We start from the raw sequence: 24,372 nt of genomic DNA on the forward strand, positions 1-24,372 counted from the left end.
CTATGGCCGCGGGGCCAGCCACCCCACCGGCAAGATCGGATTCGCCGAGGCGTCGATCCCATGTCGAAGGCAAAGCCGCTGCAGATACGATCCGCTGACCGGCAGCCCGGCGTTTTTGCCTGCCATGAACTTTTTCTGATGTCCGTAGATGTGGACTGAATGCACCTTATCCCGTTCGATCTCGGCCGTGGAAATGCGCGGATCGTGCAGTTTCCATAGCTGATCCTTGTCCAAAGGATAGAACACTTCCGGCTGCATCGCGTGGCTGTCTTCGCCAGTCTGGCGCAGAAAGAACTCCAGCGCCTTGGGGCCAGAGCTGCCCCAGGGCAGTGTTTCAATGCCCCAGGTTTCACCGTTTCGGATGCGCCTGCGATTGTTTCGAAGCAGCCGACCGCCGCGCCAGGGTTGGGTTGGGTTGGCAGAGGTCACGAAGTCAATCCATAACGCCAGTGTCTCTGAACCTTCCGGCAGCCGCAGGACGCCGTTGGGAAAGGTGCCTGATTGCGACGACCCGAAAACGTAAGTCGAGGAAAAGTCGAATGGCCTGACACAATATGCATCCAGATCGACCCAGATAAACGGAGTTTTCTGCATAAGCCGCAGTCGAAAGATGTCAGAAAACACTGCGACCCCTAACCGGTCTTCCGGTCGAAAATCAAACGGCGCTGGCCAAAGGATATCAGAAGCGGGCCGTATCTCGGTGCCGCTAGGCACGCCTTCGATGTCATGCACGGTATACAGGATAAACCGGTGACCGTTGTCCAGATAGGATTGAATGCATAACGCCTCGAGCCAGCTCAGGTCTGAACCAAACCAGAAACTGGCAATTGCAGGCAGGTCGCGGGTCATGGGCACTTTGCATTTTGATTAGGGTCTGCATTTGCACCAAGGCAGCGTGCGCTTGTCAATCCAACAAAAAAAGCGGCCAATGCTGGCCGCTTTGCTTGTTCGTTGTAGCAATTAGGATGCTGCAATGAGACCCATGCTTTCCAGTTTCAGCAGAACCTGATGGGCGCAGTTGTCGACCTCGACATTTTCGGTCTCGACGCTCAGTTCGGGGTCCGCGGGAACATCATAAGGGTCCGAGATTCCGGTGAACTCTTTGATCTTGCCTTCGCGGGCAAGCTTGTACAGTCCCTTGCGGTCGCGGCGTTCGCATTCCTCAATGGTGGTGGCCACGTGAACCTCGCAGAAGGCGCCGAATTGTTCGATCTCTTCCCGGACCGCACGGCGGGTCGTGGCATAGGGCGCGATCGGGGCACAGATTGCGATGCCGCCGTTCTTGGTGATCTCGCTGGCCACATAGCCAATGCGGCGGATGTTCAGGTCGCGGTGTTCCTTCGAAAAGCCCAGTTCGGACGACAGGTTTTTCCGAACGATGTCACCATCCAGCAAAGTAACCGGGCGGCCGCCCATCTCCATGAGTTTGACCATAAGCGCGTTGGCGATAGTGGATTTGCCCGAGCCCGAAAAGCCGGTGAAGAACACAGTAAAGCCCTGCTGGCTGCGCGGTGGGCGGGTCTTGCGCAATTCGGCGACAACCTCGGGAAAGCTGAACCATTCCGGGATCTCCAGACCTTCGGCCAGACGACGGCGTAACTCGGTGCCCGAGATGTTCAGGATAGTGACATTGTCCTTGTCCAGAATCTCATCGTTTGGCTCGTATTGCGCGCGTTCCTGCACATAGACCATGTGTTTGAAATCGACCATCTCGACGCCGATCTCATCCTGGTATTTGCGGAACAGATCCTGCGCGTCATAGGGGCCGTAGAAATCTTCGCCCTGACTGTTCTTGCCCGGGCCTGCATGGTCACGACCGACGATAAAGTGGGTGCAGCCGTGGTTTGCGCGGATCAGCCCGTGCCAGACGGCTTCGCGCGGGCCGGCCATGCGCATTGCAAGATTCAACAGTGACATTGATGTGGTCGAGGCCGGGTATTTGTCCAGCACTGCCTCATAGCAGCGCACGCGGGTAAAGTGGTCGACGTCGCCAGGTTTGGTCATGCCCACGACCGGATGGATCAGCAGGTTGGCCTGCGCCTCTTTCGCGGCGCGGAACGTCAGTTCCTGGTGCGCGCGGTGCAGCGGGTTGCGGGTCTGGAACGCAACGATACGCCGCCAGCCGACCTTGCGGAAATAGGCGCGCAACTCGTTCGGAGTGTCGCGGCGCGCGCGGAAGTCATAATGAACCGGCTGCTGGATGCCGACCACAGGACCGCCTAGATAAACTTTGCCGGCCACATTGTGCAGATAGTTCACTGCCGGGTGGGCGTCGTCATCTGCACCAAAGACTTTTTCGGCCTCGCGTGCCTTGTTAGGCGTCCAGCGGTCCGTGACTGTCATGGTGCCCAGAATGACGCCTTCCTGATCACGCAGAGCGATGTCCTGGCCCAATTTGATTTTGTCGGCGAACGCCTCGTCTACGTCCAGAGTAATGGGCATCGGCCACAGTGTGCCGTCGGCCAGACGCATGTTCTCGACGACGTTGTCGTAGTCCGCCTCGCCTAGGAAACCTTTGAGAGGGTTGAACCCGCCGTTCATCAGCAGTTCCAGATCACAGATCTGGCGCGGGCTCAGGTCCCAGCTGGTCAGATCTGCGGCTTCCACCTTCAGTTTCTGTGCTGAATCGTAGGACACGAACAATTCGGGGATCGGGGCCAGGTTACTTAACATCGTCATGGGATTACTCTTGTAAAAGTGCTGCTTTGCCATTGATTAAGGGGCGTTTGCCCCGGCTTTTGGGTGAAGTCCATATACATTGGTGAAACAAAGGACGATATGCGCGGTTTTTTCACGCAATGGAAGGATATTCCGGTTTGTGTGGCAATCTGCGAAGCTGGTTCCCGAGGTGGGCAACAATTCCACCCAATTCAGGGCGAGTGTTCTTATGCAGCCGCACTGGCGCTCAAATCCGCCGCTTTAGGGACGGGCAGGGCGGGAATCGGTCGCGTCACGCCACGCAGGTCGAAAGGGCGAACCTGCCGCATATCGCCGTCATATCCTGCCGCCAGCAACAACTCTTCCGAGACCAAAAGTTCGCAGCCCAAGTTCTTGGTTTCCGCCTCTAACCGGCTGGCCACGTTTACGGTGTCGCCGATGATTGTACGGGCGGCGTGGCCCGCGGCACCGATTTCACCCAGAACAAGGTCCCCCAGATGCAGGCCCATTCCGATGCGGATCCGAGGGCTGCCCTCTGTTTCCAGCTGCTGGTTGAAACGCTGCAAGGCAAGGCTGATATCAATGGCCGCTTTCATCCCTGCCCGAGCAGAGCTTTGGGCGTCGTTGGTTTCGAACACGGCCAACAGGCCGTCGCCCATGTATTTGTCGACCACTCCGCCCTCGGCCGTGATCGCGGGGACGATGGCGTCGAAAAAGCGGTTTAGCAGGAAAACGATGTCGTAGGGCAGTTGGCCAGCGGTGCGCGAGGTAAAGCCGCGCATGTCCAGAAACAGGACCGCCAATTGCCGTTCCTGACCCTGGCTTGCATGTGCCCGGTGTCGGGCGCCATCTGGGCGGAACATGCGAAACGCTGTGATCGGAGCCATCGGTCGGATTTGACATGCCAGCCGGGCACCCGCCGGGGCGCTGACCGCAGCTAGGCTTCGGGCTTCGACCTCACCAGGTTCGGGCAGTTGATCCCCGCCCGCCTCGACAATCACGCGGCAGGTGGTGCAGCGCCCTTTGCCACCGCATAGCGCCGTGTGTGGAATGCCGTTGGCTTGGGAAATTTCAAGCAGGGTCATCCCTTTTTCGGCAACGACCTCAGGGCCTTGAGCGTACTTGACGCGCACGGAATGTCGGCGGCGCCACAGCTTGCGGATCGCAAATACCGCCAGGGATGCGCCAAGGGCCACCCAGAACGCCATGAGCGCATTGTCTTTTACGCTGAACAGGTGCTGGAAGTCTTCGGGAGAGGGCCAGTTGTAATGCTCGATATATTGTTCGCGCAAAAACGGGTCTGCAAAATCAGCCCAGATACGGCGCCCCTCCGTCAACACTCCGGCAAGGGCAAATGTCGGAACAAACACAGCCAGGCCAATCAGATATGGCACCAATTTGGGCCACCAGCGGGTCAGCCGCAGCCACATGTGCAGTCCGATACAGCCATGTACCCACACCACTAGCAACAACAGGCTTTGCATCCAGACCGCGTAGCTCGGCCACATCAGAACGATGATATAGCCCATTTCATCGTTCACATCGTAAACCGTGTTCGCATAGCGCGTTTGCACGATATGCGAGATCAGCTGCAATGGGATCAACAACCCCAGAACCATCTGCAACCCCGTGCTGAACGGCATGCGCAAAGTCCGGCGCTGGCTGATCGAGTACAGGGCTAACCCCGCGTGAATCAAAAGAGCAGCATAGAGTATTATGCTGCCTACATCGTGACGTGTGATTACATGCCGGGCATCCTGCATGTCATGCAGGTAGTCCGTGTGAAACAGACCAAGGCCGATGTTGATGAAGTGAAAGAACGCAAAGGCGAACAGAACTAGGCCGCTGCCGATCCTCAGCCGGGTCGCCCACCCGCCTTGCCACAGAACAGTTTTCAATCAGATCACCTGCGTTGGTCTCGCTTGAGGCCGAGTCTGATACGCCGCAGCTTAGCGGTCAAGCGCAGGTTGCGGATAGGGCGGTGTCCAATCTGTTGACGGCGTATTCGCACGAATCAGCGAAGGAGACGGGTCGAACAGGACAATGTGGCTGAGTTCGGGGCGCGAGCGTGAGCTGTATAGCAACCCGTCAGCGCCTGCGTCACGCGCGCGGTCCGAGAAGCTCCATGTCGGCGAGGTGCCCTGCTTGGCGTGAATGTCCTGCCAAACGACCGATGCCTCGCGCTGTCCACGTACGTCGACCAGTTTTGCGCCTGTCACGGTTGCCCGCTGTAAGACCCGTGGTGGATCGCCCGCCGAAACATATCTTCGAATAGCGACCCCGGCACCTTCTGCGCTGAGCGAGGCGTAAAGCGCCGTCTGCCCCGAGTAATGAAAACGCCCCTCTGGCGCCCGAGCAGGGGCCAAAGGGGCGTCCAATTGCGTCAGAAAAAGAATTCTCCAGACCGGGCCGGAGAATTCCAGCATCAGATCAATCCTGTTCGGCCAGGAAACGCTCGGCATCCAGTGCGGCCATGCATCCCATGCCGGCGCTGGTCACAGCCTGCCGGTAGATATGGTCCGTCAGATCCCCGGCGGCAAATACACCCGGCACCGAGGTCTCGGTCGAACCTGGCTTGGTCACGACATAGCCGCCCATATGGCTTTCCAGTGAGTCCTTGACCAGTTCATTGGCAGGTGCGTGTCCGATCGCGACAAAAACGCCTTTGCAGGGGATCTCGGTGATCTCGCCGGTCTTCACGTTTTTGACCCGCACACCTTCGACGCCCAGCGGGGCATCGGTGCCGGTCACTTCTTCCAACTCGTGGAACCACAGGGGTTCGATTTTTTCATGCTTCAGCAGCCGGTCCTGCAGGATCTTTTCCGCGCGCAGCTCATCACGACGATGGATCAAAGTGACCTTGCTGGCAAAATTGGTCAGAAACAGCGCCTCTTCGACGGCGGTGTTGCCGCCACCGATGACCACGATTTCTTGTCCGCGATAAAAGAAGCCGTCGCAGGTCGCGCAAGCCGAAACGCCAAAGCCCTTAAATTTCTCTTCCGACGGCAGACCCAGCCATTTGGCACGCGCGCCGGTGGCCAGAATGACGGCATCTGCTGTGTAAACAGTGCCGCTGTCGCCGGTTGCGGTGAACGGGCGTTTGCTGAGGTCCAGATCGTTGATGATGTCACCGATGATTTCACAGCCCATCGCCTTGGCATGGTCCTGCATACGCACCATCAGGTCGGGGCCTTGAACCTCGGTGTCTCCGGGCCAGTTTTCGACCTCGGTCGTTGTGGTCAGCTGGCCGCCCGGCTCGATGCCCTGAACCAGAATCGGCTCCAGCATCGCGCGGCTTGCATAAACGCCGGCCGTGTAACCGGCCGGTCCCGATCCGATGATCAGAACCCTGGTGTGTCGTGTTTCGGCCATAGTACCCCCAACTCGATCTGCCTGATTGGGGCGCGTGGCCCCTGACGGATGGATATAGCGAGCGTCGCGCAGGGCTTAAACCCCCAACCTTTTGACAGGCAGTCATGCATTTGCGGCAAGGTGCCCAAAAAAAGAACATTGAAAATATAGAATATTGCGCAGGTGCGAAAGATAATTGCGCATTGGTCGGGTGCTGATATAACAACCGAAAAATTAGGAGCATTTCATGGTCGCGATACGGCTGGATGAGATTGACCGCAAGATTTTGGCAGAATTGCAGGCAGACGGTCGCATGACCAATGTCGAGTTGGCAAAACGCGTAGGTATTTCAGCGCCGCCTTGCCTGCGGCGCGTGCGTACGTTGGAAGAATCCGGGCTTATTCGCGGCTACCATGCCGATGTGAACTCACGCGAGTTGGGGTTCGAGGTTCAGGTCTTTGCCATGGTGGGGTTGGAAAGCCAGGCCGAATCCGAACTTAACGCATTTGAGGAACGCTGCCGCGAATGGCCGCTGGTTCGGGAATGCCACATGTTGAACGGCGAGGTGGACTTTATCCTGAAATGCGTCGCCCCCGACCTGAGCAGTTTTCAGCAGTTTCTGACGGGCGAGCTGCTGACTACGCCCAATGTAGCCAGCGTAAAAACATCGCTGGTTATTCGCGGCGCCAAGGACGAACCCGGCGTTCCCTTCGACGTTCTGGAAGAACGAATGAACCGGACGGCGTGAACATCATTCGCTTTTGATGCGGTTTTGACGGCGGCAGAAATGCTGCGACCGTCAATGATAGAACCCAACTAATTATCAGCTGCATAATGCCCCCACACTGCAGTTAGTTTTTGTTTTCAGGCCGTAAGCGCATCTATCTCACCGTCTCCGGCGCGTGGCAAAACCAGCGGGCCAAAATCGCTCAGCGATTCGATATGCGCAAACAAGTTCAGGTAGATCGATCTGAGCGATTGGCTAACCTGGCGTGCGGCATTGACTCCCGGATGGTATGATTCGAATTGCAGGCCATCGACCTTGATGACCGAATGACGTTTCAGGCAGATGTGAAACAGCTCAATCGGGGTCGGCGGCAATGTTTCGATCACGCTCATACCGTCCTGGAATTCATGGACAGGGGTCAGAATTTCGGCCCCGTCGTGTAAATGGCGCAGATGCGCAGGTGTGCCCAGCAGACGTGCTGCGGGTCCCGCGATTACGCCGGACAGCGGCTTTTGCATTCCAAATGTATCGGCCATGATCCGAGTTAGCGGGCGTGTTCGACCACGCGAATCCTCGCGTCCGGGAATCAGGGTCACCGACCCCTTCCACAACACGGTCTGCAGCGCGCCATCCTGTGTCAGAACCAAGTCGCCCGGCAGCAGATCTTCGATCGCCAATGGGCCGTTTTCGGTTTCCACCAGGGATCCGCGTGTAAAGGCACAAAAGGCGTCTTCGAACATGGGCAATGCCGGAGCGATGTGGCGCGTTTGCGAAACATCTCCGTTTGGCATCAAGGTACTGACCTCATAGCGCCGCAACTGGGCCTTTGGTCTTGCGTTTGTCCTCGGAATTTCGCGCAGCATGGCCGAAGTTTCGACCGCGTTTCTGGCTGCGCGCGTCAAGGAATGTGGAATTGTCATTTTCATTCCGTCCCCTCTAAAATACCGTTCAGACGGGTAAAGCCCTCCGTACAGGGCAACCTGACCGGCGTTTTCTTTGTCTTTAATGAGAGAGCGACCATAGTGCGCACGCCATTCCGGCGTCGCGACGCGATAAGTTTTTGCTTTTCTTTGGTCAACACACTGACCCCCCAGACAAACTCACTAAACGCAGGCGGAAATTACCTGCGCACACACACCCCTGAACATGGCCGCTGGAAATTTCAGCGGTTAGTCACACATCGGCCCGGAGCACCCCTCCGATGTGCGTCTTGACCCTTGGAACCGGCAGCATGGTTCCTTGGGCTTTTGGTCAGCGTTGGCGTGCCAAGCGGCGCGCGACCCTGACCGAAGTACTGGAAACCCGTTTCCACGGCATTTCCGGTGCCTGCTCTCGCGTCGCCGCAACAACGGCGCTAAGAAAGCGAGATTTAACCTTCATGTTATTATTCCTGCTCGTATCGGGGTGAACACCCGGTTTCCCTTGTTGGATCACTGTGATGCGTCAATACGGCACCGATAAGGCTGATCCGGGGTTAAAGCAGCAAAGTTGAAAGTCAGCAGATCCTCTTCTTTCGGAATGCCTCGCACTGCTGGATAATCGTTTGATAAACACCTGAGTACGGACAATAAAAATCAAAATGTCTCGACTCAAACAGACACAACAAATGTGGCAAAAAAGCGGCGTTTTTGCCACATTTGGGACGAGCCCTATAATTTTATGGCGGAAATCAGGCGGCCATAGTCGACTTCTTTCGCGTGGGTGGAGCGGCGGTAGGAATAAAACCTGTCCGGGTCCGAATAGGTGCAGTGCCGCGTCCATTCGGCCTCACCCACCCCGGCTTGCCGCAATTTGTGCAGACCAAAGGCGGGCAGGTCGAACTGCAGCCGATCCCCATTGCCATTCGCAAAGAACCTAAGGTTTTCGGGTGAATCCGCCGCGAATTCATCCAGAAAATCTGGACCGACTTCATAGGCGTTTTGAGAAATCGTAGGACCAATGACAGCCACGGTGTTTTCCCGCTTTGCGCCCAATGCCTCCATCGCGTCCAGGGTTGCCTCCAATACACCGTCCAAAGCACCGCGCCACCCGGCATGCGCAGCCCCGATCACATTCGCGTCAGAATCGGCAAACAGGACCGGTTGGCAATCCGCTGTCAGAATCGTCAGTGCCAGTCCCGGGGTTGCGGTGACAACCGCATCCGCTTTGGGTTTGTCGCCATTTATCGGAGCGTCCACCGTCAGAACAGTTGGAGAATGCACTTGATGCACGCCAACCAAAGCGTCTGGGCTGACTTCCATCGCGGCGGCCACGCGCTGACGGTTCACTGCCACCGCTTCGGTTTGGTCCGACGAGCCATAGCCGCAGTTCAAACCCGCGAATATTCCGGAAGAGGCACCGCCCCGACGGCTGAAGAACCCGTGGCGGACAGGCGATAAGATGTCCGAGGTCAGAATTTCCAATGTCATGGTTCCAGTCCCGGTGGAGGTGCAGCGTAAGAAGGATAGAGACCCAGTACTTTGAACAGATTTCCCATTTCCTCGGGATGCGTCAACCGGCGATGTGCAGCAATGAGCGTCTCAAGCTCAGACCCGCCGAGTGGCGCAGCCAGCGCCTGTGCGCGGGCCGTGATGCCCAACCGTTCCAGAAACATGCCCTGAGGTGTCAGCTTTGTATGGGCGCAACCGGCGGCCCGTGCGGCTATGGCAAGGGGCTCGAAATCTACATGCGCAGTCAGATCCGCCCGACCCGGAGCTTGCAGGGGATCAACACGTTCATGTGATTGCAAAGCTTGAAACGTGTCGCCCAGCGAATGCCAGTCACCGTAATCCACGATCAGACCCGCCCCGCCATAAGTGGCGATCCGCCCGGCGATCACGGTCAGGATCGGAATTGCGGCCGCGCAAAGTTCAACCAGATCGCCATCTTGGGTGTCTATCATGCGATCCGTCAGCGCGACCTGAGCCGTGTTCGGCCCCAGCCCATACGTCAGCGATTCGTCCTGCGCACCAATCAGACGTTCGCACCAGCCATCGCTGTCACGAATGAATTGGCGGACCGGCAGGGCATCAAAAAACTCGTTCGCCACCAAAAACAGGGGGGCTTGGGGCAGGTCGGTGAGTGTATCGATCCAACGCGGGTTGTGACCGCTCAGCGATTGCGCCTGCCTGTCCCGCAGGGCAGGGGAAGCTTCGAACAAAACAATTTCTGCGGCCTCGTGAAACCCGGATACGCTGCTGGTTGCGCGCAGGATATCCGCCATCAGGGTGCCGCGACCCGGTCCCAGCTCTGCTAGAATGAACCTGTCCGGCTTGTCCTGATCCATCCAGCTTTGCGCCAGTGCAAGCCCGATCAACTCTCCGAACATCTGGCTGACTTCCGGGGCGGTAATGAAATCCCCCTGCGCGCCCAGCGGATCACGGGTGGTGTAATACCCGAACTTAGGGTTCAGCAGGCATTCAGTCATGAAATCGGCCACGCTCATCGGGCCATTCAGCGCAATTTGCGCCAGTAGGTGATCCTTAAGGTTCATTGAGTGCGTCGCGCGCGCAGCGCAAACCACAGGCCAAGCGCGATCATTGGCAGCGACAGCATTTGCCCCATGGTCAGACCATAACCACCCACGTGCCATGCCAGCCCCAGCGGATTCCCGGCCGAGACGAACTGTGCGTCAGGCTGACGAAAGAACTCAACAATGAAACGCGAGGCACCATAACCTGCCAAAAATACACCCATCACCAGACCGGGCTTGTGAAACGCCCCACGTCGATAGGCCATCCACAGCAAAAGTGCGCCCAGCAACAAACCTTCCAGTGCGGCTTCATAAAGTTGAGAAGGGTGTCTGGCACACATCCCGGCCACAACACCCGGGCAGTCCTGTGCGGCACCACCTGGAAAGATCACCGCCCATGGAACGTCGCTGGGTCGCCCCCAAAGCTCGGCATTAGTGAAGTTCGCCAACCGCCCTAACAACAGCCCGGGCGGCACAGCATGTGCGATCAGATCAGCCAAAGACAATACTGGCACCTGGTAACGCCGAGCATAGAGATAGGACGCAACGACAACCCCCAGCAAACCACCATGGAAGGCCATGCCGCCCTGCCAGATCATCAAAATCTCTAGTGGATGCGATAAGTAATAGGCCGGTTGATAAAACAGAACGAATCCCAGTCGCCCGCCGAGAATCACCCCAAGGATGATCCAGGTGATCAGATCCTCTAGTTGCTGCGGTTTCATCGGTGGTGTTTGATCAGGCCAAAGGGCCGGACGCTTCAGCGCCGCAGTACCCAATCGCCATGCGATCAGAATACCGGCGATATAGGCCAGCGCGTACCATCTAAGTGCGAACTCCATCCCGAACAGCGAGATCGAGAAAACTTCGGGCGAAAGGTCGGGGAAATTCAGAACAGCCTGCATGTGCGTCTCATTGCCCGGGGTTAGCGGGGCAAGTCAACCTTGAGCCCGGGCCATTCTTTACCCATATAGAGACCAACCGCGATACCGGAGTAAAGCCATGCAAACCCGTAACAAGATTCTTGATGACGTTTCCCAACTGATGACCAATGCCATGGGCGTGGCCCAAGGCGCGAAAGACGAGGCCGAAAACGCGATGAAGTCGATGATCGACCGCTGGCTGGCCGACCGCGATTTCGTCACGCGCGAAGAGTTTGATGCTGTGCGCGCCATGGCCCAGAAAGCGCGCGAAGAGAACGCCGCACTTGAGGCGCGCATTGCGGCGCTTGAAACCAAACTGGACAAATAAGTTCCGCACACTCGAGATTTTGAAAAAAGAAAACCGCCGCGCAATCCACGCTGGGATTGTGCGGTGTTGTGTATTCTGACGCCTTACCAAATTTAATCAAGACAAAGCTGGCGGTAGCACCAATATTTTGATCGCCGTTGCTGACTGTCCACAACTTATTGCTGTTATCCCCAACAAATAGGGTTGCCAGATCCCTGCCCGCGGCGCACCATATCTAGTACAGGCAGACTGGGGAAGCCCGGCTTGTAGAGCAAGCAACTAGCGCTGGGGCGCTGCCAGCCCCTAAAAGGCTAGAGATTAGTGAGGTGGCATTATGGCCCTTTCCGAACAGTTTCTCGAAGAAGACCTTCATCCAATCGACATTGTTGAACATCTTGCCGAACACCACGACTGGGATTTCGACCGGATCGGGGATGATCAGATTGCCATGGCTGTCGAAGGACAGTGGCGCACCTATTCGATCACCTTGGCCTGGTCCAACTATGACGAAACGCTCCGCATGGTGTGTTCTTTCGAAATGGAGCCGCCTTCCGAGCGTGAAAACGTGCTTTATGAGCTGCTCAACAAGATGAACGATCAGTGCTGGGCAGGGGCGTTCACCTACTGGGCCAATCAAAAGCTGATGGTCTACAGGTATGGTTTGGTTCTAGCGGGTGGCCAGATGGCCAGCCCGGAACAGATCGACACGATGATCACCGCTGCGGTTCTGAGCGCCGAGCGCTATTACCCCGCGATCCAACTGGTCACCTGGGGCAACCGCGATCCCGAGGATGCAATGCAGGTCGCCATTGCAGAGGCCTACGGCCGCGCGTAAAGCTTTGCCCCAAACCGGATAAGGAGAGGGGCAATCATGGACATGTCACGCGTCGCCGAGCAGGGGCTGGTTCTTCTGGGGTGCGGCAAGATGGGTTCGGCCATGCTCGCCGGTTGGCTGGAGCATGGCCTTCCTGCGTCAGCTGTCTGGGTGATTGATCCGTACCCCTCAGAATGGCTGAAGGCGCAGGGCGTCAATATCAACACTCCATTACCCGAGGCCCCGGCGGTCGTGCTGGTTGCCGTCAAGCCGCAAATGATGGGCGATGCGCTGCCATCGATCAAGGCGTTGGGCGGTGGCGGTAGCCTTTTCGTCTCGGTCGCTGCGGGTACGTCTATTGCAACCTTCGAGAATGTACTGGGCGAAGGCACTCCGATCGTGCGCGCCATGCCGAACACTCCGGCAGCAATCCGGCAGGGAATCACGGCGCTGATTGGCAATTTGGTTGCATCGGATGCTGATGTTTCTCTTGCCGAAAACCTGCTGTCCGCCATCGGTGACACAGTTCGCCTTGAGGAGGAATCGCAGATGGATGCGGTGACAGGTCTTAGTGGCTCTGGTCCGGCTTATGTCTTTCATCTGATCGAAACGCTGGCCGCTGCCGGGCAGGCTCAGGGTCTGCCGCACGATCTGGCGATGAAGCTGGCCAAATCCACGGTGGCCGGGGCAGGGGCTTTGGCAATGGCGGCCGACGAAGACCCTTCGCAACTGCGCGTCAACGTAACGTCGCCCAATGGTACGACGCAGGCAGCGCTGGAAGTGCTGATGCATGAGGAAGAGGGTTTCCCCGACCTGCTGCACCGCGCCGTCAAGGCCGCAACTGACCGATCCAAGGAGCTGTCCCGTGAGTGAGATTTCATTCGACGATTTTCTGAAGGTCGACATCCGCGTCGGCAAGGTCATCCGGGCAGAACCCTATCCTGAGGCCCGTAAGCCCGCGATCAAGATGTGGATCGACTTTGGTGACGATATTGGCGAGCGCCGAACCTCAGCCCAGATAACGGCGCATTACGATCCGGAGACGCTGGTGGGCAAACAGGTGATGGCCGTTGTCAATTTCCCGCCGCGCCAGATCGGCAAGTTCATGTCCGAGGTTCTGGTGCTGGGCCTGCCCGATGACAAGGGCGAGATCGTTCTGATCGGTCCGGATGGCGAGGTTCCAACCGGCGGACGGATGCACTGATGAAACTTTTGATCGCACGCCCCATGACCGCCGCTGTCGAGGCGCGCGCCCGCGCCGAGTTCGACGTCGAAATCCGCAGCAGCACGCTGCCAATGTCGCCCGACGAAATGCGGCGCGCATTGGCTGAGTTCGATGTGGTGGTTCCGACGCTGGGGGATCAGTTTTCGGCCACAATCTTCTCCGAAGTGCCGCAGCCGCGCTGTAAACTGCTGGCCAATTTCGGTGTGGGGTACAACCATATCGATGTCGCTGCCGCACAGACCGCAGGGATTCAGGTCACTAACACCCCCGGTGCGGTTACCGATGCCACTGCTGACATCGCGATGACCTTGCTGTTGTCGACCGCGCGCCGCGCGGGCGAGGGAGAACGGCTGGTCCGCTCGGGCAACTGGCAAGGCTGGCATCCGACGCAAATGCTGGGGCATCATGTGACCGGAAAACGCGTTGGGATCGTCGGGATGGGCCGTATTGGTCAGGCGATCGCGTGGCGTTGCCATTTTGGTTTCGGGATGGACGTGGCGTACCAGTCGCGCAGCCCGAAAGAGGTGGAATTTCCCGCAGAAAACATACCCGACCTGAAAGAACTGGCCGCTGCGGTCGATTTCCTGGTGCTCGCCGTGCCCGGCGGTGCGCAAACGCGCCACCTGATCAATGCGCCGGTGCTGGAGGCGATGAAACCTTCGGGCATCTTGATCAACATCGCGCGCGGAGAAGTTGTGGACGAACCCTCCCTGATCGCTGCCCTGCAATCCGGTCAGATCGCAGGCGCGGGCCTTGATGTTTATGAGTTCGAACCCACCGTTCCGCAGGCCCTGCGCGATATGGAGAATGTGACGATATTGCCCCATCTTGGCACCGCGACCGAAGAGGTCCGCACCGATATGGGGCATATAGCGCTGGATAACGTTACAGCTTTCGTCGCGGGGCGATCTTTGCCGAACCCGGTCTAGCGCCCGACGGCCTCGCGCCAATGTTTGCGGCAGAGCGAAACATAGGTTTCATTGCCGCCGATCTGTACCTGTGCGCCTTCGGTGATGGCGTTGCCGTTTTCGTCCTGACGGATGACCATCGTGGCCTTGCGCCCACACTCGCAAATGGTCCGCACTTCGCGCATCTCGTCCGCCAACGCCAGCAAGGCAGCGGAGCCGGGAAACAGGTGGCCCTGAAAATCCACGCGCAAGCCATAGGCAAGGACAGGCACCCGCAGGTCATCCACTGCGCGGGCCAATTGCCAGACTTGCTCTTCGGTCAGAAATTGCGCCTCATCAATAAAGACGCAGGTGACGTTCCCTTTTTTCAGGCGCTGTTCAATCATCGCAAAAACGTCGGTTTCGGCGGTGAACGTGTCCGCATCGGCCGATATGCCGATCCGCGACGCAATCCTGCCGACACCGGCCCGGCCATCTAGGGCCGCGGTCATCAAATAGGTGTCCATCCCCCTCTCACGGTAATTGTGCGAGGCCTGCAGCAACACGGTCGATTTTCCCGCGTTCATCGTCGAATAATTAAAGTATAGTTTTGCCATGGGTTGGGTCTAAAACGCCTGTCCAATTCGGGCAAGCCATCAATAGCCTTCAAAAAGCGACGTCGCCATTATCGTTGCAGAGGTCGAGCGTAAGCCCATTGGGGATGGATCCCCCCGCCCCAACAACGGCGACGCCGTCGGCCAACATGCGGCCTAACCGTAGCGGGACAAGAATACCGACCCGCAATCACTCATTACCGGCATTAAATGCCGCCACTCACTCACAAAACCCCCGCATATCTGAGGGATAGCCAACATATGACATTTCAATTATGAATCGAGTATGGGAATTTTCTTTTCCCTTTCCCCCGCAATGGCAGATTTAGTGGGGCGTGCAGGCAGTAAAGGTAAAAACATGGCAGATATCGGGGCCTACCTGAAAAAACACACAGAAGCGCTGGTTAAAGACGTGGGAATCGAATCCGCGTGCGAGATTACCGGCAAATCAAAAGCCACGTTGGGCCGTTATTATTCTGACAATGTCGAACATACTGATCGGTTCATGCCGGTCGATGCGGTGGCGCGGCTTGAGGCAGTGGCAAACTTCCCTCACGTCACCTCGGCGCTTGCCGATCTGAAGAATATCACCCTGTCCTATGACGGGCGCAATGACGACAGCCCCCGCACCGGTGGAGTGAATTCTGACGTCATCGCGCTGAGCCAGCGGTTTGCGATGCTGATGACCGAATATCAATCGGCGATCGAGGATGGCATCATCACGGTGAACGAAGCCAAGCGTCTGTTGAGGGAAACGAGCCAGCTGCAACAGGTCCTGCTGGACATGAAGCTGCACCTGGAAGAGGAAAGCGTGAGCTGAGGTTTCGGTGTGCACCGCCCAGGGATCAGGACGATGTTCCTGTGAACAACCCGCAACCTCTTCAGCAGTCTTTAGGTTGAATTGGATTTGAACAGGTGTGTTTCGTTTCATTTGTTCCGCAAGCGACTAGTGCACCATTCCAGTTACATCACCAAATGGTTCGGTAATGGCAAAATGCCTGATGCTTGATGTTGATGGTGTCCTCGTCGACGGTCGTCCCGGCGATGGTCTGCGATGGGACACTGATTTATCGAAGGATCTGGGACTAGATCCTAATCTGCTTGCGGAAGAGTTTTTCAAAACTGAATGGACTGCCATTGTCGAGGGACGGGCTGAACTCTTACCGATACTAGAGGCTGTTCTGAAGCGTGTTGCACCGACCATCAAAGCTCCTGATTTGATAGACTATTGGTTTAGAGGGGATTCAAGTATAGTCGAAACCACTGTTGCGGATGTGCAAGAGGCGAGACGCAAAGGCATACCTGTTTATCTTGCAACCAACCAGGATCACATGAGAGCAATCTATCTCATGCAGACAATGGCGCTCGGCGATGAAGTTGACGGCATCGTGTACTCAGCAAAAGCAGGGTGCAGAAAGCCAAAACCTGAGTTCTTCGCTTTCGCAGCGCGGGAGGTCGGGCGCCAACCGGGTGAACTTTTGCTGGTCGATGATACCCTGCCGAATATTGAGGCAGCCCGATCCGCAGGATGGAAGGCTGTCCATTGGGATGGAACCGAACGCCTTTCCACGATTCTACACCGCAGTGTAAGTTAAGCGGGTATTATACCTTTTGCGTCCCAATCAAGCGTTCCTAATGTCGTCTTGCGCGCTGTGGTGCGGCGTATCCTGGATTGTGATCGGTGTGTCGCGATGCCAAGAAGTCAACTGTGCCGTTTGACGATCACCGATCCAACCGAATACCCCGCACCGAACGAACAGATCAGGCCGACATCTCCCTCTGACAGGTCATCCGAATACTTGGAAAACGCGATGATGGACCCGGCCGAGGAGGTGTTGGCATAGTCCTGCAGGATGTTGGGCTGTTCGCTTGCTTCAGGCTCGCGGCCCAGCACTTTCTTACCAATGAAATCGTTCATCGTTTTGTTGGCCTGATGCAGCCACAGGCGTTTCAGGTCATCGCTGTTCACGCCTTCCGCGTCCATGTGATCCGAGATGTGCCTGCTGACCATCGGCAGCACCTCTTTGAAGACTTTGCGCCCGTTCTGCATGAACTGCATGTCACGACGGTCGACCACCCCGTCAGGGCGTGAACGGCGCAGGAAGCCGTTGTTGTTGCGGATATTGTTCGAGAATTCGGTCGCGCAGCGTGTCGATAAAATTTCGAAATGCGGACCCTTCGCGTCTTCGACCCGCTCGATCAAAGTGGCGGTGGCCACGTCGCCAAAGATGAAATGGCAATCGCGGTCGCGCCATTCCAGATGGCCTGAACAAATCTCGGGGTTTACCACCAATGCGGCGCGGACCGAGCCGGAGCGGACCATGTCTGCGGCGGCCTGAATCCCGAAAGTGGCTGAAGAACAGGCGACATTCATATCAAACCCGAACCCGTTGATCCCAAGCGCTTGCTGGATTTCGATCGCGACGGCGGGATAGGCGCGTTCGTGGTTAGACGCGGCACAGATCACCAGATCAACGTCCTCGGCGCTGCGCCCGGCCTGTTCCAGCGCCTTTTTACACGCATCCACGGCCATCTCGGTCATGATGCCCGGTTCGTCATCGCTACGTTGACGCAACAAGGGATGCATCACGTCAGGGTCCAGAACACCGTCCTTGTCCATCACGTAGCGTTTCTCGATACCCGAGGCCTTGAAGATGAACTCTTCCGACGAATGCTGCATCGGCTCAATCTCACCTGCCGCGATTGCGTCTGCGTTTTGGGCGTTCATCTTGTCGGCATACTTATTGAAAGCCGTGACGAGCTCGGCGTTGGTGATGACGTTTTCGGGGGTGAAAACACCTGAGCCAGTGATCGCGGGCGTGTACATGATAAGACCTGAATGTTTCGGATTCGCCCAAAATGCAGTCATATATGGGTTAGATCAAGAGACGTTGACCCAAGGGAATGTCAAAGTTTGCGCTGAAACCCACTTCACATCTTGAATAGTTCATATTTCGAAGTATATGCGGGGCCAAAGTTACAAACGGATTCACCGATGACCCATGACGACAGTGCGCTGATCCGCTGCCTCAGCCCCGAAGTGCAGGCGATGATGGGGGTCTATGCGCTGTACTGGAAACTGGAAGAAAGCCTGGACGCACTAGAGGTCGGGCTGAGCCATCAGGAATGCCATATGATGGTCAAGCTTGAGCGACCCAAACGCATGGGCGTTTTGGCTGCAGACATGCTGACGGTGCCGTCCACCATCACGTCAACCGCTGACGCGCTAGAAGAGGCAGGATACCTGACCCGACAGCGCGATCCGGAAGACCGTCGGGCGTGGTTGTTGGTTCTGACGGACAAGGGGCTTGAGATGCGGCAGGTGCTGATGTCCGAAGCGGGGGATCTGTTCCGCCGAGCCTCTGGGCTGGATGCTGACGAAACTGCCGAATTTGCACGACTGGCCCGGAAGATCCGGGAAAACATAATGAAAACAGGAATTCCTGAGGGATTGAAGAAATGAAACTCTTCACTGTACTGAGCGTCGCTTTGACCGTGTTTGCCACCTCTGTTTTGGCGCGGGATAGCGCCAAACCCGTAAAACTAATGATGGTCCAAGAGACATCGCCCGGTTTTTCGCGCCAGTTTTTTGGACGCGTCGCTGCGCGACAAACGGTCGATCTGGCCTTTCAGGTTTCCGGGCAAATCGTCGAAATGCCGGTGACCGAGGGGTTCGTGATACCCAAGGGCGAGCTGATCGCACAATTGGATCAGGAACCATTCCAGCGCCGCTATGACCGCGCTGTCCTGCAAAAGGATCAGGCAGATCGTACCGTCGCCCGCCTTTCCCGTCTGCGGGGAACCACAGCCAGTCAGGTGGCAGTGGATGACGCGGAAACCGAAGCGCAACTGGCGGATATCGCCGTCCGCGATGCAGAATACGATCTGGAACATGCGACACTGACCGCGCCGTTTGACGCGCTGGTCTCACGCCGAACGGTCGAGGCTTTTACGACTGTAAACGCAGGGGCGCCCATCGTGCGTATCCACGATATGTCCGAATTGCGGATCGAAGTAGATGTTCCGGAAATCCTGTTCCAACGATCGGGTCAGGAAGATGACATTGCGATTACGGCGAAGTTTCCAACCAGCGACGAGGTCTTCCCTCTGCAGATCCGGGAATTTGACGCCGAAACCTCAAGCGTGGGTCAGACTTTCCGCATCCAATTTGGCCTCACGCCACCCGAAGGATTGCAGATTTTGCCTGGTTCGTCAGTGACCGTGAATGTGAAGGTCCAGGACGCTCGGACAGGTATCGTTGTGCCTGCAACGGCCATCATTTCGGACGCAGAGGGCGGTCTGGGCGTCATGGTGTTTTCACCGGTTGGGGCCGATGAAGGCGCCGTCCAGCTTGTGCCGGTTACCATCGAACCCACGCAGACCGGCGAAGTCCGTGTTTTGACCGGGTTGAACGATGGCGATGAGATCGTCGTCGCGGGTGGCAGCACCTTGACAGATGGCCAAGCCGTTCGCCGCTTTGCTGGCTTTGCGAACTGAAGGGCGGATCGATGAACATTGCGCGCGCATCCATTGACCGCCCGATCTATACGTGGCTGATAATCCTGATCGCCCTGTTTGGTGGCGTCTGGGGTTTCCTGTCGTTGGGACGTCTGGAAGATCCGGCCTTCACCATCAAAAACGCGGTCATCGTGACCCAATATCCCGGTGCAACCGCTGAACAGGTGGCGCTGGAGGTATCCGAGCCTCTAGAATCCGCCATCCAGCAAATGGGTGAGGTTGATACGATCACATCCGTGAACCAGCCCGGTCTTTCGCTGATCGAGGTTGAGATCCAATCAACATATGACGGATCCGAATTACCTGAAATCTGGACCAAGCTGCGCGCCAAGGTGCGTGACACGGCCCGTAGCCTGCCGTCCGGAGTGCAGGCGCCGCTGGTCAACGACAGGTTCGGCGACGTGTTCGGGCTGTTCTATGCAGTAACGGCTGATGGGTTTTCAGACGCTGAAAAACACGAACTGTCGACCTACTTGCGGCGCGAATTGCTGACCGTCGAAGGCGTCGCAGACGTAGAAGTGATGGGCCTGCCGCAAGAGGCGATCTTTGTAGAGCCCGATCTGGCCATCTCGGTGAACCAGAATGTGCCACTGCAGTCCCTCAATGAGGCCATTGCCAATGCGGATTCGGTGAACGCTTCGGGCTCGGTCCGCTCAGAGAATGACCGCACGACCATCCTGACTGCCGAAGGGTCGGACAGTGTCTCAGCGATTGCGGGATTGTCGGTAGGTTCGCAAGGGCAGGTGATCAACCTGTTTGATATGTCCGACGTATATCGTGGCCGCCAGACCGACCCCGAGGTGATGATCCGGTTCAACGGGACCGAAGCTTTCACATTGGGCATTGCGGGTCTGTCCACCGAAAACATTGTCGAGGTCGGCAAACGCGCTGATGCAAAATTCGCCGAGCTGGACTCGCAAATCCCGTTTGGCGTCGAAATCCTGCCGATCTACCAACAGCACGTGGTGGTCGAGCAGGCCTCGAATGACTTTCTGGTAAATCTCGCCATGTCCGTGACCATTGTGGTTATCGTACTCGCGGTGTTCATGGGATGGCGCGCGGCGGTTGTTGTCGGCTCAACCCTGTTGTTGACCGTGGTGGGAACGCTGCTGTTCATGTCGATGTTCTCGATCGAGATGGAGCGGATTTCGCTGGGAGCACTGATCATCGCGATGGGAATGCTGGTGGACAACGCCATCGTTGTGGCTGAGGGCATGCAGATCGCAATGCTGCGCGGGAAAAACTCGCGCGATGCCGCGGATGAGGCCGCGTCCAAGACGCAAATCCCGTTGTTGGGCGCGACCGTCATCGGGATCATGGCCTTTGCAGGGATCGGTCTTAGCCCGGATGCGACGGGCGAGTTCCTGTTCTCTCTGTTTGCGGTGATCGGTATTTCACTGCTGCTGAGCTGGGTGCTGGCACTGACGGTGACACCAATGCTGGGCCACTATTTCTTCAAGCAGGGTGAGGCAGGCGCTGTGGATGCCTATGGCGGGATCATGTTCCGTGTCTACGGCAGCATCCTGCGCTGGGCGCTCCGGTTCCGCTGGCTGGTTGTTGCCGGTTTGATTAGCGTCACTGTTGCCTGTTTCGCCGGGTTTGGACTGGTCAAACAGCAGTTCTTCCCGGATTCGAACACGCCGCTGTTCTTCGTGCACTACAAACTGCCGCAAGGTACGCCCATCGCGCGAACGGCCGAGGATATGGCTGTATTCGAAGAATGGCTGGACAAACGCGACGATGTCGTTGCCGTCACCACATTTGTTGGGCAGGGGGCAACCCGGTTTCTGCTGACCTATTCGGCAGAGAAACCGAACCCCAGCTATGGCCACATGATAATCCGCACCGAAACTCTGGATGACATTCCCGCATTGCAGGCTGATCTAGAGGCGTTTGGCTCGGCTCAATTCCCCGAAGGTGAGTTCCGCACCAAGCGTCTGATCTTTGGCCCTGGCGGCGGTGATCCGATCCAGGCCCGGTTCTCGGGCAGTGATCCGGCCGTTCTGCGGCAGCTTGCGGACGAGGCGATTCAGCGGATGCGCGGTGCGTCCGAGAACGCTTTGCATGTCTATCAGGACTGGCGTGAGAAAGAACTGGCGGTTCAGCCTATCTATGCGACAGAACGAGCGCAGACTGCCGGTGTCACCCGTGAAGATATCGCGGGAACGCTGCAATTTTCGACCGATGGCATCAGGGCGGGTGTCTTCCGGGAACGCGACCGTTTGATCCCGATCATTATCCGCCGGCCTGCGGACGGAGATTACTCGATCGTCGATCAGGTCGTGTACTCGGACCAGTCCGAAAAGTTTGTGCCAATCGAACAGATGGTCGACGGGTTCGAGTACAAATCGCTCAACACGCTGGTTCATCGTCGTGACCGGGTGCTGACCATTACCGTCGGCGCCGAAATTCCGGCGGGTCTGACGGCGGCTCAGGTCCACTCGGAAGTGCGCGCTGCCATCGAAGAGATGGAACTGCCCGCAGGGTATCGCATGGAGTGGGGTGGCGAGTTCGAAAACGCCGGTGACGCCAACGAAAGCCTGGGCCGTCAGTTGCCGGTCAGCCTGTTGATCATGGTGCTGATTTCGGTGCTGATTTTTAACGCCATCCGTCAGCCGATTATCATCTGGTTGCTGGTGCCGATGTCCGTAAATGGCGTGGTTATCGGGTTGTTGGGTACTGGTCTTCCGTTCACCTTCACGGCGCTGCTGGGTCTGCTCAGCCTGTCGGGGATGCTAATCAAGAACGGCATTGTTTTGGTCGAGGAAATCGATCTGGTCCGCGAAACCGGCAAAGGCTTGCGCGAGTCGATCATCGAGGCCTCGGTCTCACGTCTGCGCCCAGTGATGCTGGCCGCGATCACCACTATTCTGGGCATGGCGCCGTTGCTGACAGATGCGTTCTTCAAGTCCATGGCGGTGACGATTATGGGCGGCCTGGCCTTCGCGACAATCCTGACGATGGTCGCAGCGCCCGTCTTCTACATGATCTTCTTCGCGCGAGATGAAAAGCGTGAGATTAAAGAAGCCGCTGCGTAACAGCTCAGATTTTTGTCGAATTTCTCAAACCCGGCTGGTGTCCTATCCAGCCGGGTTTTTCGACCAATTGACTCGGTCTAAGGCCGCCTGCGTTTCAGGGGCAATGTCATAGTTGGATCGGGCATTAGTGTCATAACTTCGCCAAGCGCTCGACGTGATTGCCTTGCAATGCCAGACGCCATTGGATTTTGGGGTGATCAGACTGCCTCGTGACTTCAACAGCCCGATTGTGTGGACGTGCCATGACGTAAACCAAAGAGGACCAGAGGGCGCGATGCAGTATTTGGCTCTGCACAGTTTGTCGTCCGCCTTTTTGCGGATGTGATCGGAATGTCGAAAATTTTCGGTGCAGCCTGCATCCGGATACCGCCATTCCACACCCAGGCGGACAAACCCGGTTGGCCGTTTTTGGGTGAGGTCAAAAATTGAACCGCTTTTGCACCAGACCAGTTCATCAATATCACATTGAAGAACCGCGCGAGCGCCCGAAAGAAAACGCAAGCGCGCGATGTTCAGCAGCGAAGTCTGCAGAAACATCGTATTGTGACGGTTTTTGCCCTTTCTGTCTTGCGAAACAACGCCGTACCTGAAAGGCGCGGACAGCACCGTTGGGTTATGGATCCCACCCCGCCTCAGCGCTTCGCGGATGTCGTCCAGCCCATACCGGGTTGAGGCATTGTCGAAGAACAGCATCTGCTCCAGCCCATGCATCTGACAATGGTAACGGGCAAAATCTTCAATCCAGGTCAGGTCGTTGTCACGCGACAAGGTTACGGCCACGTTTTTCCCAGTGTGAGGGGCCGAATCCTGCTGGACCGAATTCACGGGCGACTCGACACCAGAACCGCGCCATTCAAACCTTAGGGTTTGTGGCTTCTTTGACGTCCGGATGATCAATAGATCATAGAACTCATGGGACTTCAGGCGGGGTTTCCCGACTTTGTCTTCATCCAGATAAAACTGGCCTTCTCGGATCACGTGGTACAGGCCGAACAGTTTTGGGCAGAAAACCACCAGGCTGCCCCGGTCCCAAAATGCATCGTACCAGAACGTGTCATAGTCGTACGCGTGCTCGGTATAGTCTGGGCCAACATGGCCCGGTTTCATTTCGCGGCGTAGCCCGAGTTCCGTAAGGCTGCTGGAGGCAAAAATCGGATAGTGCTCTTGTGTCAAAGTCGTTGCCTTAAACTTGCTGGCAATTTCGAATTGTTGCCGCCAACTTACATGCGCTTAGATCGCCAGCTCATCGGTATTTCTGGCGCCGGGTTCAGTCGCCCGGATCCCTTGCCGGGTCATAGTGATAATAAAAACAGGACAGTTTGTTCCCGTCAGGGTCGCGCAGATAAGTGACATAGAAATCAGGTGCGTAATAGTCTCTTGTACCCGGGGCACCAGCGTCTGTGCCACCATGCTCCAGCCCTGCTGTGTGAAACTGTCGGACCGTTGCGGCGCTTTGGGTGGGAAATGCGATCATCGTCCCGTTGCCCACATTGGCAGGGTTCCCGTCAAAGGGTGTGTGTATCCAGAACCCGGTCCCATCGTCTGGTTCGGTTCCCCAACCCGCACGATCTTTGGTCCATCCCGGAAGGCGTGGCAGATCCAAGACAGAAAAGATCGCGTCATAGAACTTAATGGCCCGCGACAGGTCATTTGTTCCATAAGTGACGTACAGGCGCACGGCTTCCCCCGATATAGGGACGGTATCACACGGCCTTTATATCGGAGGGTTACAGAAAAACAGCACTGAAATCTGATTTAGATCAACGGGACAAAGGGCACATCACACGCTGCAAGCGTCATCATTGCGGCGAAAACCATAAACCTGCGCATTTGTTTTTTTCCTTCTGCTCAATCATAGA

25 protein-coding genes are annotated in these 24,372 nt (G+C 57.0%); 11 read left to right on the top strand and 14 right to left on the bottom strand.

The window, feature by feature from the left end; genetic code table 11:
* The 5 genes from AC2FD9_RS05225 to trxB form a co-directional block, all read right to left on the bottom strand.
* Positions 1–849: a hypothetical protein gene (locus tag AC2FD9_RS05225; protein ID WP_282168965.1), complete on the bottom strand. Its 849-nt coding sequence runs from the start codon at positions 847–849 to the stop codon at positions 1–3.
* A gap of 111 nt (positions 850–960) precedes the next feature.
* Positions 961–2,679 (bottom strand): bifunctional sulfate adenylyltransferase/adenylylsulfate kinase, encoded by a 1,719-nt coding sequence (locus AC2FD9_RS05230; protein WP_496835734.1) that lies wholly within the window; start codon positions 2,677–2,679, stop codon positions 961–963.
* A gap of 206 nt (positions 2,680–2,885) precedes the next feature.
* The gene (locus AC2FD9_RS05235) at positions 2,886–4,556 is read right to left on the bottom strand and encodes an adenylate/guanylate cyclase domain-containing protein (RefSeq protein WP_496760838.1); all 1,671 of its coding nucleotides are present in this window, start codon (positions 4,554–4,556) and stop codon (positions 2,886–2,888) included.
* 51 nt (positions 4,557–4,607) lie between these two features.
* Complete coding sequence (locus AC2FD9_RS05240; RefSeq protein WP_496755242.1) at positions 4,608–5,084, bottom strand: RES family NAD+ phosphorylase; 477 nt, start codon at positions 5,082–5,084, stop codon at positions 4,608–4,610.
* Positions 5,085–5,088: 4 nt separating this feature from the next.
* A complete protein-coding gene (gene trxB, locus AC2FD9_RS05245; protein ID WP_282118987.1) occupies positions 5,089–6,030 on the bottom strand; it encodes a thioredoxin-disulfide reductase in 942 nt (313 codons plus the stop codon).
* Positions 6,031–6,256: 226 nt separating this feature from the next.
* Here trxB and AC2FD9_RS05250 point away from each other — a divergent pair, with 226 nt between their 5' ends.
* A complete protein-coding gene (locus AC2FD9_RS05250) occupies positions 6,257–6,757 on the top strand; it encodes an Lrp/AsnC family transcriptional regulator (protein ID WP_058275538.1) in 501 nt (166 codons plus the stop codon).
* 116 nt (positions 6,758–6,873) lie between these two features.
* On the opposite strand, the gene AC2FD9_RS05255 is transcribed toward AC2FD9_RS05250, so the two are convergent.
* The 5 genes from AC2FD9_RS05255 to lgt all read right to left on the bottom strand — a co-directional run bounded on the left by AC2FD9_RS05255 (position 6,874) and on the right by lgt (position 11,092).
* A complete protein-coding gene (locus AC2FD9_RS05255; protein WP_282169096.1) occupies positions 6,874–7,656 on the bottom strand; it encodes a Hint domain-containing protein in 783 nt (260 codons plus the stop codon).
* Between the two features lie 331 nt (positions 7,657–7,987).
* Complete coding sequence (locus AC2FD9_RS05260; protein ID WP_282118988.1) at positions 7,988–8,116, bottom strand: hypothetical protein; 129 nt, start codon at positions 8,114–8,116, stop codon at positions 7,988–7,990.
* Between the two features lie 269 nt (positions 8,117–8,385).
* Complete coding sequence (pgeF, locus tag AC2FD9_RS05265) at positions 8,386–9,144, bottom strand: peptidoglycan editing factor PgeF (RefSeq protein WP_496835737.1); 759 nt, start codon at positions 9,142–9,144, stop codon at positions 8,386–8,388.
* Positions 9,141–10,208, bottom strand: a complete 1,068-nt coding sequence (locus AC2FD9_RS05270) for a class I SAM-dependent methyltransferase (protein WP_496835738.1) — start codon at positions 10,206–10,208, stop codon at positions 9,141–9,143. The genes pgeF and AC2FD9_RS05270 overlap by 4 nt, the downstream gene beginning before the upstream one ends.
* Positions 10,205–11,092 (bottom strand): prolipoprotein diacylglyceryl transferase, encoded by an 888-nt coding sequence (lgt, locus tag AC2FD9_RS05275; RefSeq protein ID WP_109313258.1) that lies wholly within the window; start codon positions 11,090–11,092, stop codon positions 10,205–10,207. The genes AC2FD9_RS05270 and lgt overlap by 4 nt, the downstream gene beginning before the upstream one ends.
* Positions 11,093–11,189: 97 nt before the next feature.
* On the opposite strand from lgt, the gene AC2FD9_RS05280 reads away from it, so the two are divergent.
* From AC2FD9_RS05280 to AC2FD9_RS05300, 5 genes are all read left to right on the top strand, one after another.
* Positions 11,190–11,438, top strand: a complete 249-nt coding sequence (locus AC2FD9_RS05280) for an accessory factor UbiK family protein (RefSeq protein WP_109313257.1) — start codon at positions 11,190–11,192, stop codon at positions 11,436–11,438.
* A gap of 313 nt (positions 11,439–11,751) precedes the next feature.
* Entirely contained in the window at positions 11,752–12,252 is a 501-nt protein-coding gene (locus AC2FD9_RS05285; RefSeq protein WP_058275545.1) for a type III secretion system chaperone family protein, read from the top strand.
* 36 nt (positions 12,253–12,288) lie between these two features.
* Positions 12,289–13,104 carry a pyrroline-5-carboxylate reductase gene (gene proC, locus AC2FD9_RS05290; RefSeq protein WP_108859296.1) on the top strand — a complete coding sequence of 272 codons (816 nt, stop codon included), beginning with the start codon at positions 12,289–12,291 and terminating at the stop codon, positions 13,102–13,104.
* Positions 13,097–13,435 carry a tRNA-binding protein gene (locus AC2FD9_RS05295; protein WP_282118993.1) on the top strand — a complete coding sequence of 113 codons (339 nt, stop codon included), beginning with the start codon at positions 13,097–13,099 and terminating at the stop codon, positions 13,433–13,435. Before proC ends, AC2FD9_RS05295 begins: the two co-directional genes overlap by 8 nt.
* Entirely contained in the window at positions 13,435–14,385 is a 951-nt protein-coding gene (locus AC2FD9_RS05300; RefSeq protein WP_282118994.1) for a 2-hydroxyacid dehydrogenase, read from the top strand. The genes AC2FD9_RS05295 and AC2FD9_RS05300 overlap by 1 nt, the downstream gene beginning before the upstream one ends.
* Here AC2FD9_RS05300 and AC2FD9_RS05305 read toward each other — a convergent pair.
* Positions 14,382–14,960, bottom strand: a complete 579-nt coding sequence (locus AC2FD9_RS05305) for a thymidine kinase (RefSeq protein ID WP_282151759.1) — start codon at positions 14,958–14,960, stop codon at positions 14,382–14,384. The two genes, AC2FD9_RS05300 and AC2FD9_RS05305, sit on opposite strands and share 4 nt — an antisense overlap.
* 355 nt (positions 14,961–15,315) lie before the next feature.
* On the opposite strand from AC2FD9_RS05305, the gene AC2FD9_RS05310 reads away from it, so the two are divergent.
* The gene (locus AC2FD9_RS05310) at positions 15,316–15,777 is read left to right on the top strand and encodes a hypothetical protein (RefSeq protein WP_058275729.1); all 462 of its coding nucleotides are present in this window, start codon (positions 15,316–15,318) and stop codon (positions 15,775–15,777) included.
* 181 nt (positions 15,778–15,958) lie between these two features.
* Positions 15,959–16,552: an HAD-IA family hydrolase gene (locus tag AC2FD9_RS05315; RefSeq protein WP_496755234.1), complete on the top strand. Its 594-nt coding sequence runs from the start codon at positions 15,959–15,961 to the stop codon at positions 16,550–16,552.
* A gap of 107 nt (positions 16,553–16,659) precedes the next feature.
* On the opposite strand, the gene AC2FD9_RS05320 is transcribed toward AC2FD9_RS05315, so the two are convergent.
* On the bottom strand, positions 16,660–17,784 hold the full coding sequence (locus AC2FD9_RS05320; protein WP_496835740.1) for a beta-ketoacyl-ACP synthase III: 1,125 nt from the start codon (positions 17,782–17,784) through the stop codon (positions 16,660–16,662).
* Between the two features lie 168 nt (positions 17,785–17,952).
* Between AC2FD9_RS05320 and AC2FD9_RS05325 the strand changes: the two genes are divergently transcribed.
* From AC2FD9_RS05325 to AC2FD9_RS05335, 3 genes are read left to right on the top strand one after another with little or no spacing between them, the layout of a single operon-like run.
* Complete coding sequence (locus AC2FD9_RS05325) at positions 17,953–18,420, top strand: MarR family winged helix-turn-helix transcriptional regulator (RefSeq protein ID WP_058275550.1); 468 nt, start codon at positions 17,953–17,955, stop codon at positions 18,418–18,420.
* Positions 18,417–19,454, top strand: coding sequence for an efflux RND transporter periplasmic adaptor subunit (locus AC2FD9_RS05330; protein WP_058275964.1), 1,038 nt, complete (start codon positions 18,417–18,419; stop codon positions 19,452–19,454). The genes AC2FD9_RS05325 and AC2FD9_RS05330 overlap by 4 nt, the downstream gene beginning before the upstream one ends.
* A gap of 11 nt (positions 19,455–19,465) precedes the next feature.
* Complete coding sequence (locus AC2FD9_RS05335; protein ID WP_496835742.1) at positions 19,466–22,513, top strand: efflux RND transporter permease subunit; 3,048 nt, start codon at positions 19,466–19,468, stop codon at positions 22,511–22,513.
* Positions 22,514–22,555: 42 nt separating this feature from the next.
* On the opposite strand, the gene AC2FD9_RS05340 is transcribed toward AC2FD9_RS05335, so the two are convergent.
* Both AC2FD9_RS05340 and AC2FD9_RS05345 read right to left on the bottom strand, forming a co-directional pair.
* Positions 22,556–23,686, bottom strand: a complete 1,131-nt coding sequence (locus AC2FD9_RS05340) for a hypothetical protein (protein ID WP_496835743.1) — start codon at positions 23,684–23,686, stop codon at positions 22,556–22,558.
* Positions 23,687–23,780: 94 nt separating this feature from the next.
* Positions 23,781–24,191: a VOC family protein gene (locus AC2FD9_RS05345; protein WP_496769052.1), complete on the bottom strand. Its 411-nt coding sequence runs from the start codon at positions 24,189–24,191 to the stop codon at positions 23,781–23,783.
* Between the last annotated feature and the right edge of the window lie 181 nt (positions 24,192–24,372).

It is taken from the genome of Ruegeria sp. YTSC230 (genome assembly GCF_059609665.1).

Excerpts from the sequence above, each read along its gene's own strand:
- AC2FD9_RS05330 (WP_058275964.1), top strand. The coding sequence starts at position 18,417 with ATGAAACTCTTCACTGTACTGAGCGTCGCTTTGACCGTGTTTGCCACC.
- AC2FD9_RS05230 (WP_496835734.1), bottom strand. The coding sequence starts at position 2,679 with ATGACGATGTTAAGTAACCTGGCCCCGATCCCCGAATTGTTCGTGTCC.
- AC2FD9_RS05310 (WP_058275729.1), top strand. The coding sequence starts at position 15,316 with ATGGCAGATATCGGGGCCTACCTGAAAAAACACACAGAAGCGCTGGTT.
- lgt (WP_109313258.1), bottom strand. The coding sequence starts at position 11,092 with ATGCAGGCTGTTCTGAATTTCCCCGACCTTTCGCCCGAAGTTTTCTCG.
- AC2FD9_RS05255 (WP_282169096.1), bottom strand. The coding sequence starts at position 7,656 with ATGACAATTCCACATTCCTTGACGCGCGCAGCCAGAAACGCGGTCGAA.
- trxB (WP_282118987.1), bottom strand. The coding sequence starts at position 6,030 with ATGGCCGAAACACGACACACCAGGGTTCTGATCATCGGATCGGGACCG.
- AC2FD9_RS05325 (WP_058275550.1), top strand. The coding sequence starts at position 17,953 with ATGACCCATGACGACAGTGCGCTGATCCGCTGCCTCAGCCCCGAAGTG.
- AC2FD9_RS05250 (WP_058275538.1), top strand. The coding sequence starts at position 6,257 with ATGGTCGCGATACGGCTGGATGAGATTGACCGCAAGATTTTGGCAGAA.
- AC2FD9_RS05225 (WP_282168965.1), bottom strand. The coding sequence starts at position 849 with ATGACCCGCGACCTGCCTGCAATTGCCAGTTTCTGGTTTGGTTCAGAC.
- AC2FD9_RS05260 (WP_282118988.1), bottom strand. The coding sequence starts at position 8,116 with ATGAAGGTTAAATCTCGCTTTCTTAGCGCCGTTGTTGCGGCGACGCGA.
- AC2FD9_RS05280 (WP_109313257.1), top strand. The coding sequence starts at position 11,190 with ATGCAAACCCGTAACAAGATTCTTGATGACGTTTCCCAACTGATGACC.
- AC2FD9_RS05315 (WP_496755234.1), top strand. The coding sequence starts at position 15,959 with ATGCTTGATGTTGATGGTGTCCTCGTCGACGGTCGTCCCGGCGATGGT.
- AC2FD9_RS05335 (WP_496835742.1), top strand. The coding sequence starts at position 19,466 with ATGAACATTGCGCGCGCATCCATTGACCGCCCGATCTATACGTGGCTG.
- AC2FD9_RS05240 (WP_496755242.1), bottom strand. The coding sequence starts at position 5,084 with ATGCTGGAATTCTCCGGCCCGGTCTGGAGAATTCTTTTTCTGACGCAA.
- AC2FD9_RS05320 (WP_496835740.1), bottom strand. The coding sequence starts at position 17,784 with ATGTACACGCCCGCGATCACTGGCTCAGGTGTTTTCACCCCCGAAAAC.
- AC2FD9_RS05300 (WP_282118994.1), top strand. The coding sequence starts at position 13,435 with ATGAAACTTTTGATCGCACGCCCCATGACCGCCGCTGTCGAGGCGCGC.
- proC (WP_108859296.1), top strand. The coding sequence starts at position 12,289 with ATGGACATGTCACGCGTCGCCGAGCAGGGGCTGGTTCTTCTGGGGTGC.
- AC2FD9_RS05270 (WP_496835738.1), bottom strand. The coding sequence starts at position 10,208 with ATGAACCTTAAGGATCACCTACTGGCGCAAATTGCGCTGAATGGCCCG.
- AC2FD9_RS05305 (WP_282151759.1), bottom strand. The coding sequence starts at position 14,960 with ATGGCAAAACTATACTTTAATTATTCGACGATGAACGCGGGAAAATCG.
- pgeF (WP_496835737.1), bottom strand. The coding sequence starts at position 9,144 with ATGACATTGGAAATTCTGACCTCGGACATCTTATCGCCTGTCCGCCAC.
- AC2FD9_RS05285 (WP_058275545.1), top strand. The coding sequence starts at position 11,752 with ATGGCCCTTTCCGAACAGTTTCTCGAAGAAGACCTTCATCCAATCGAC.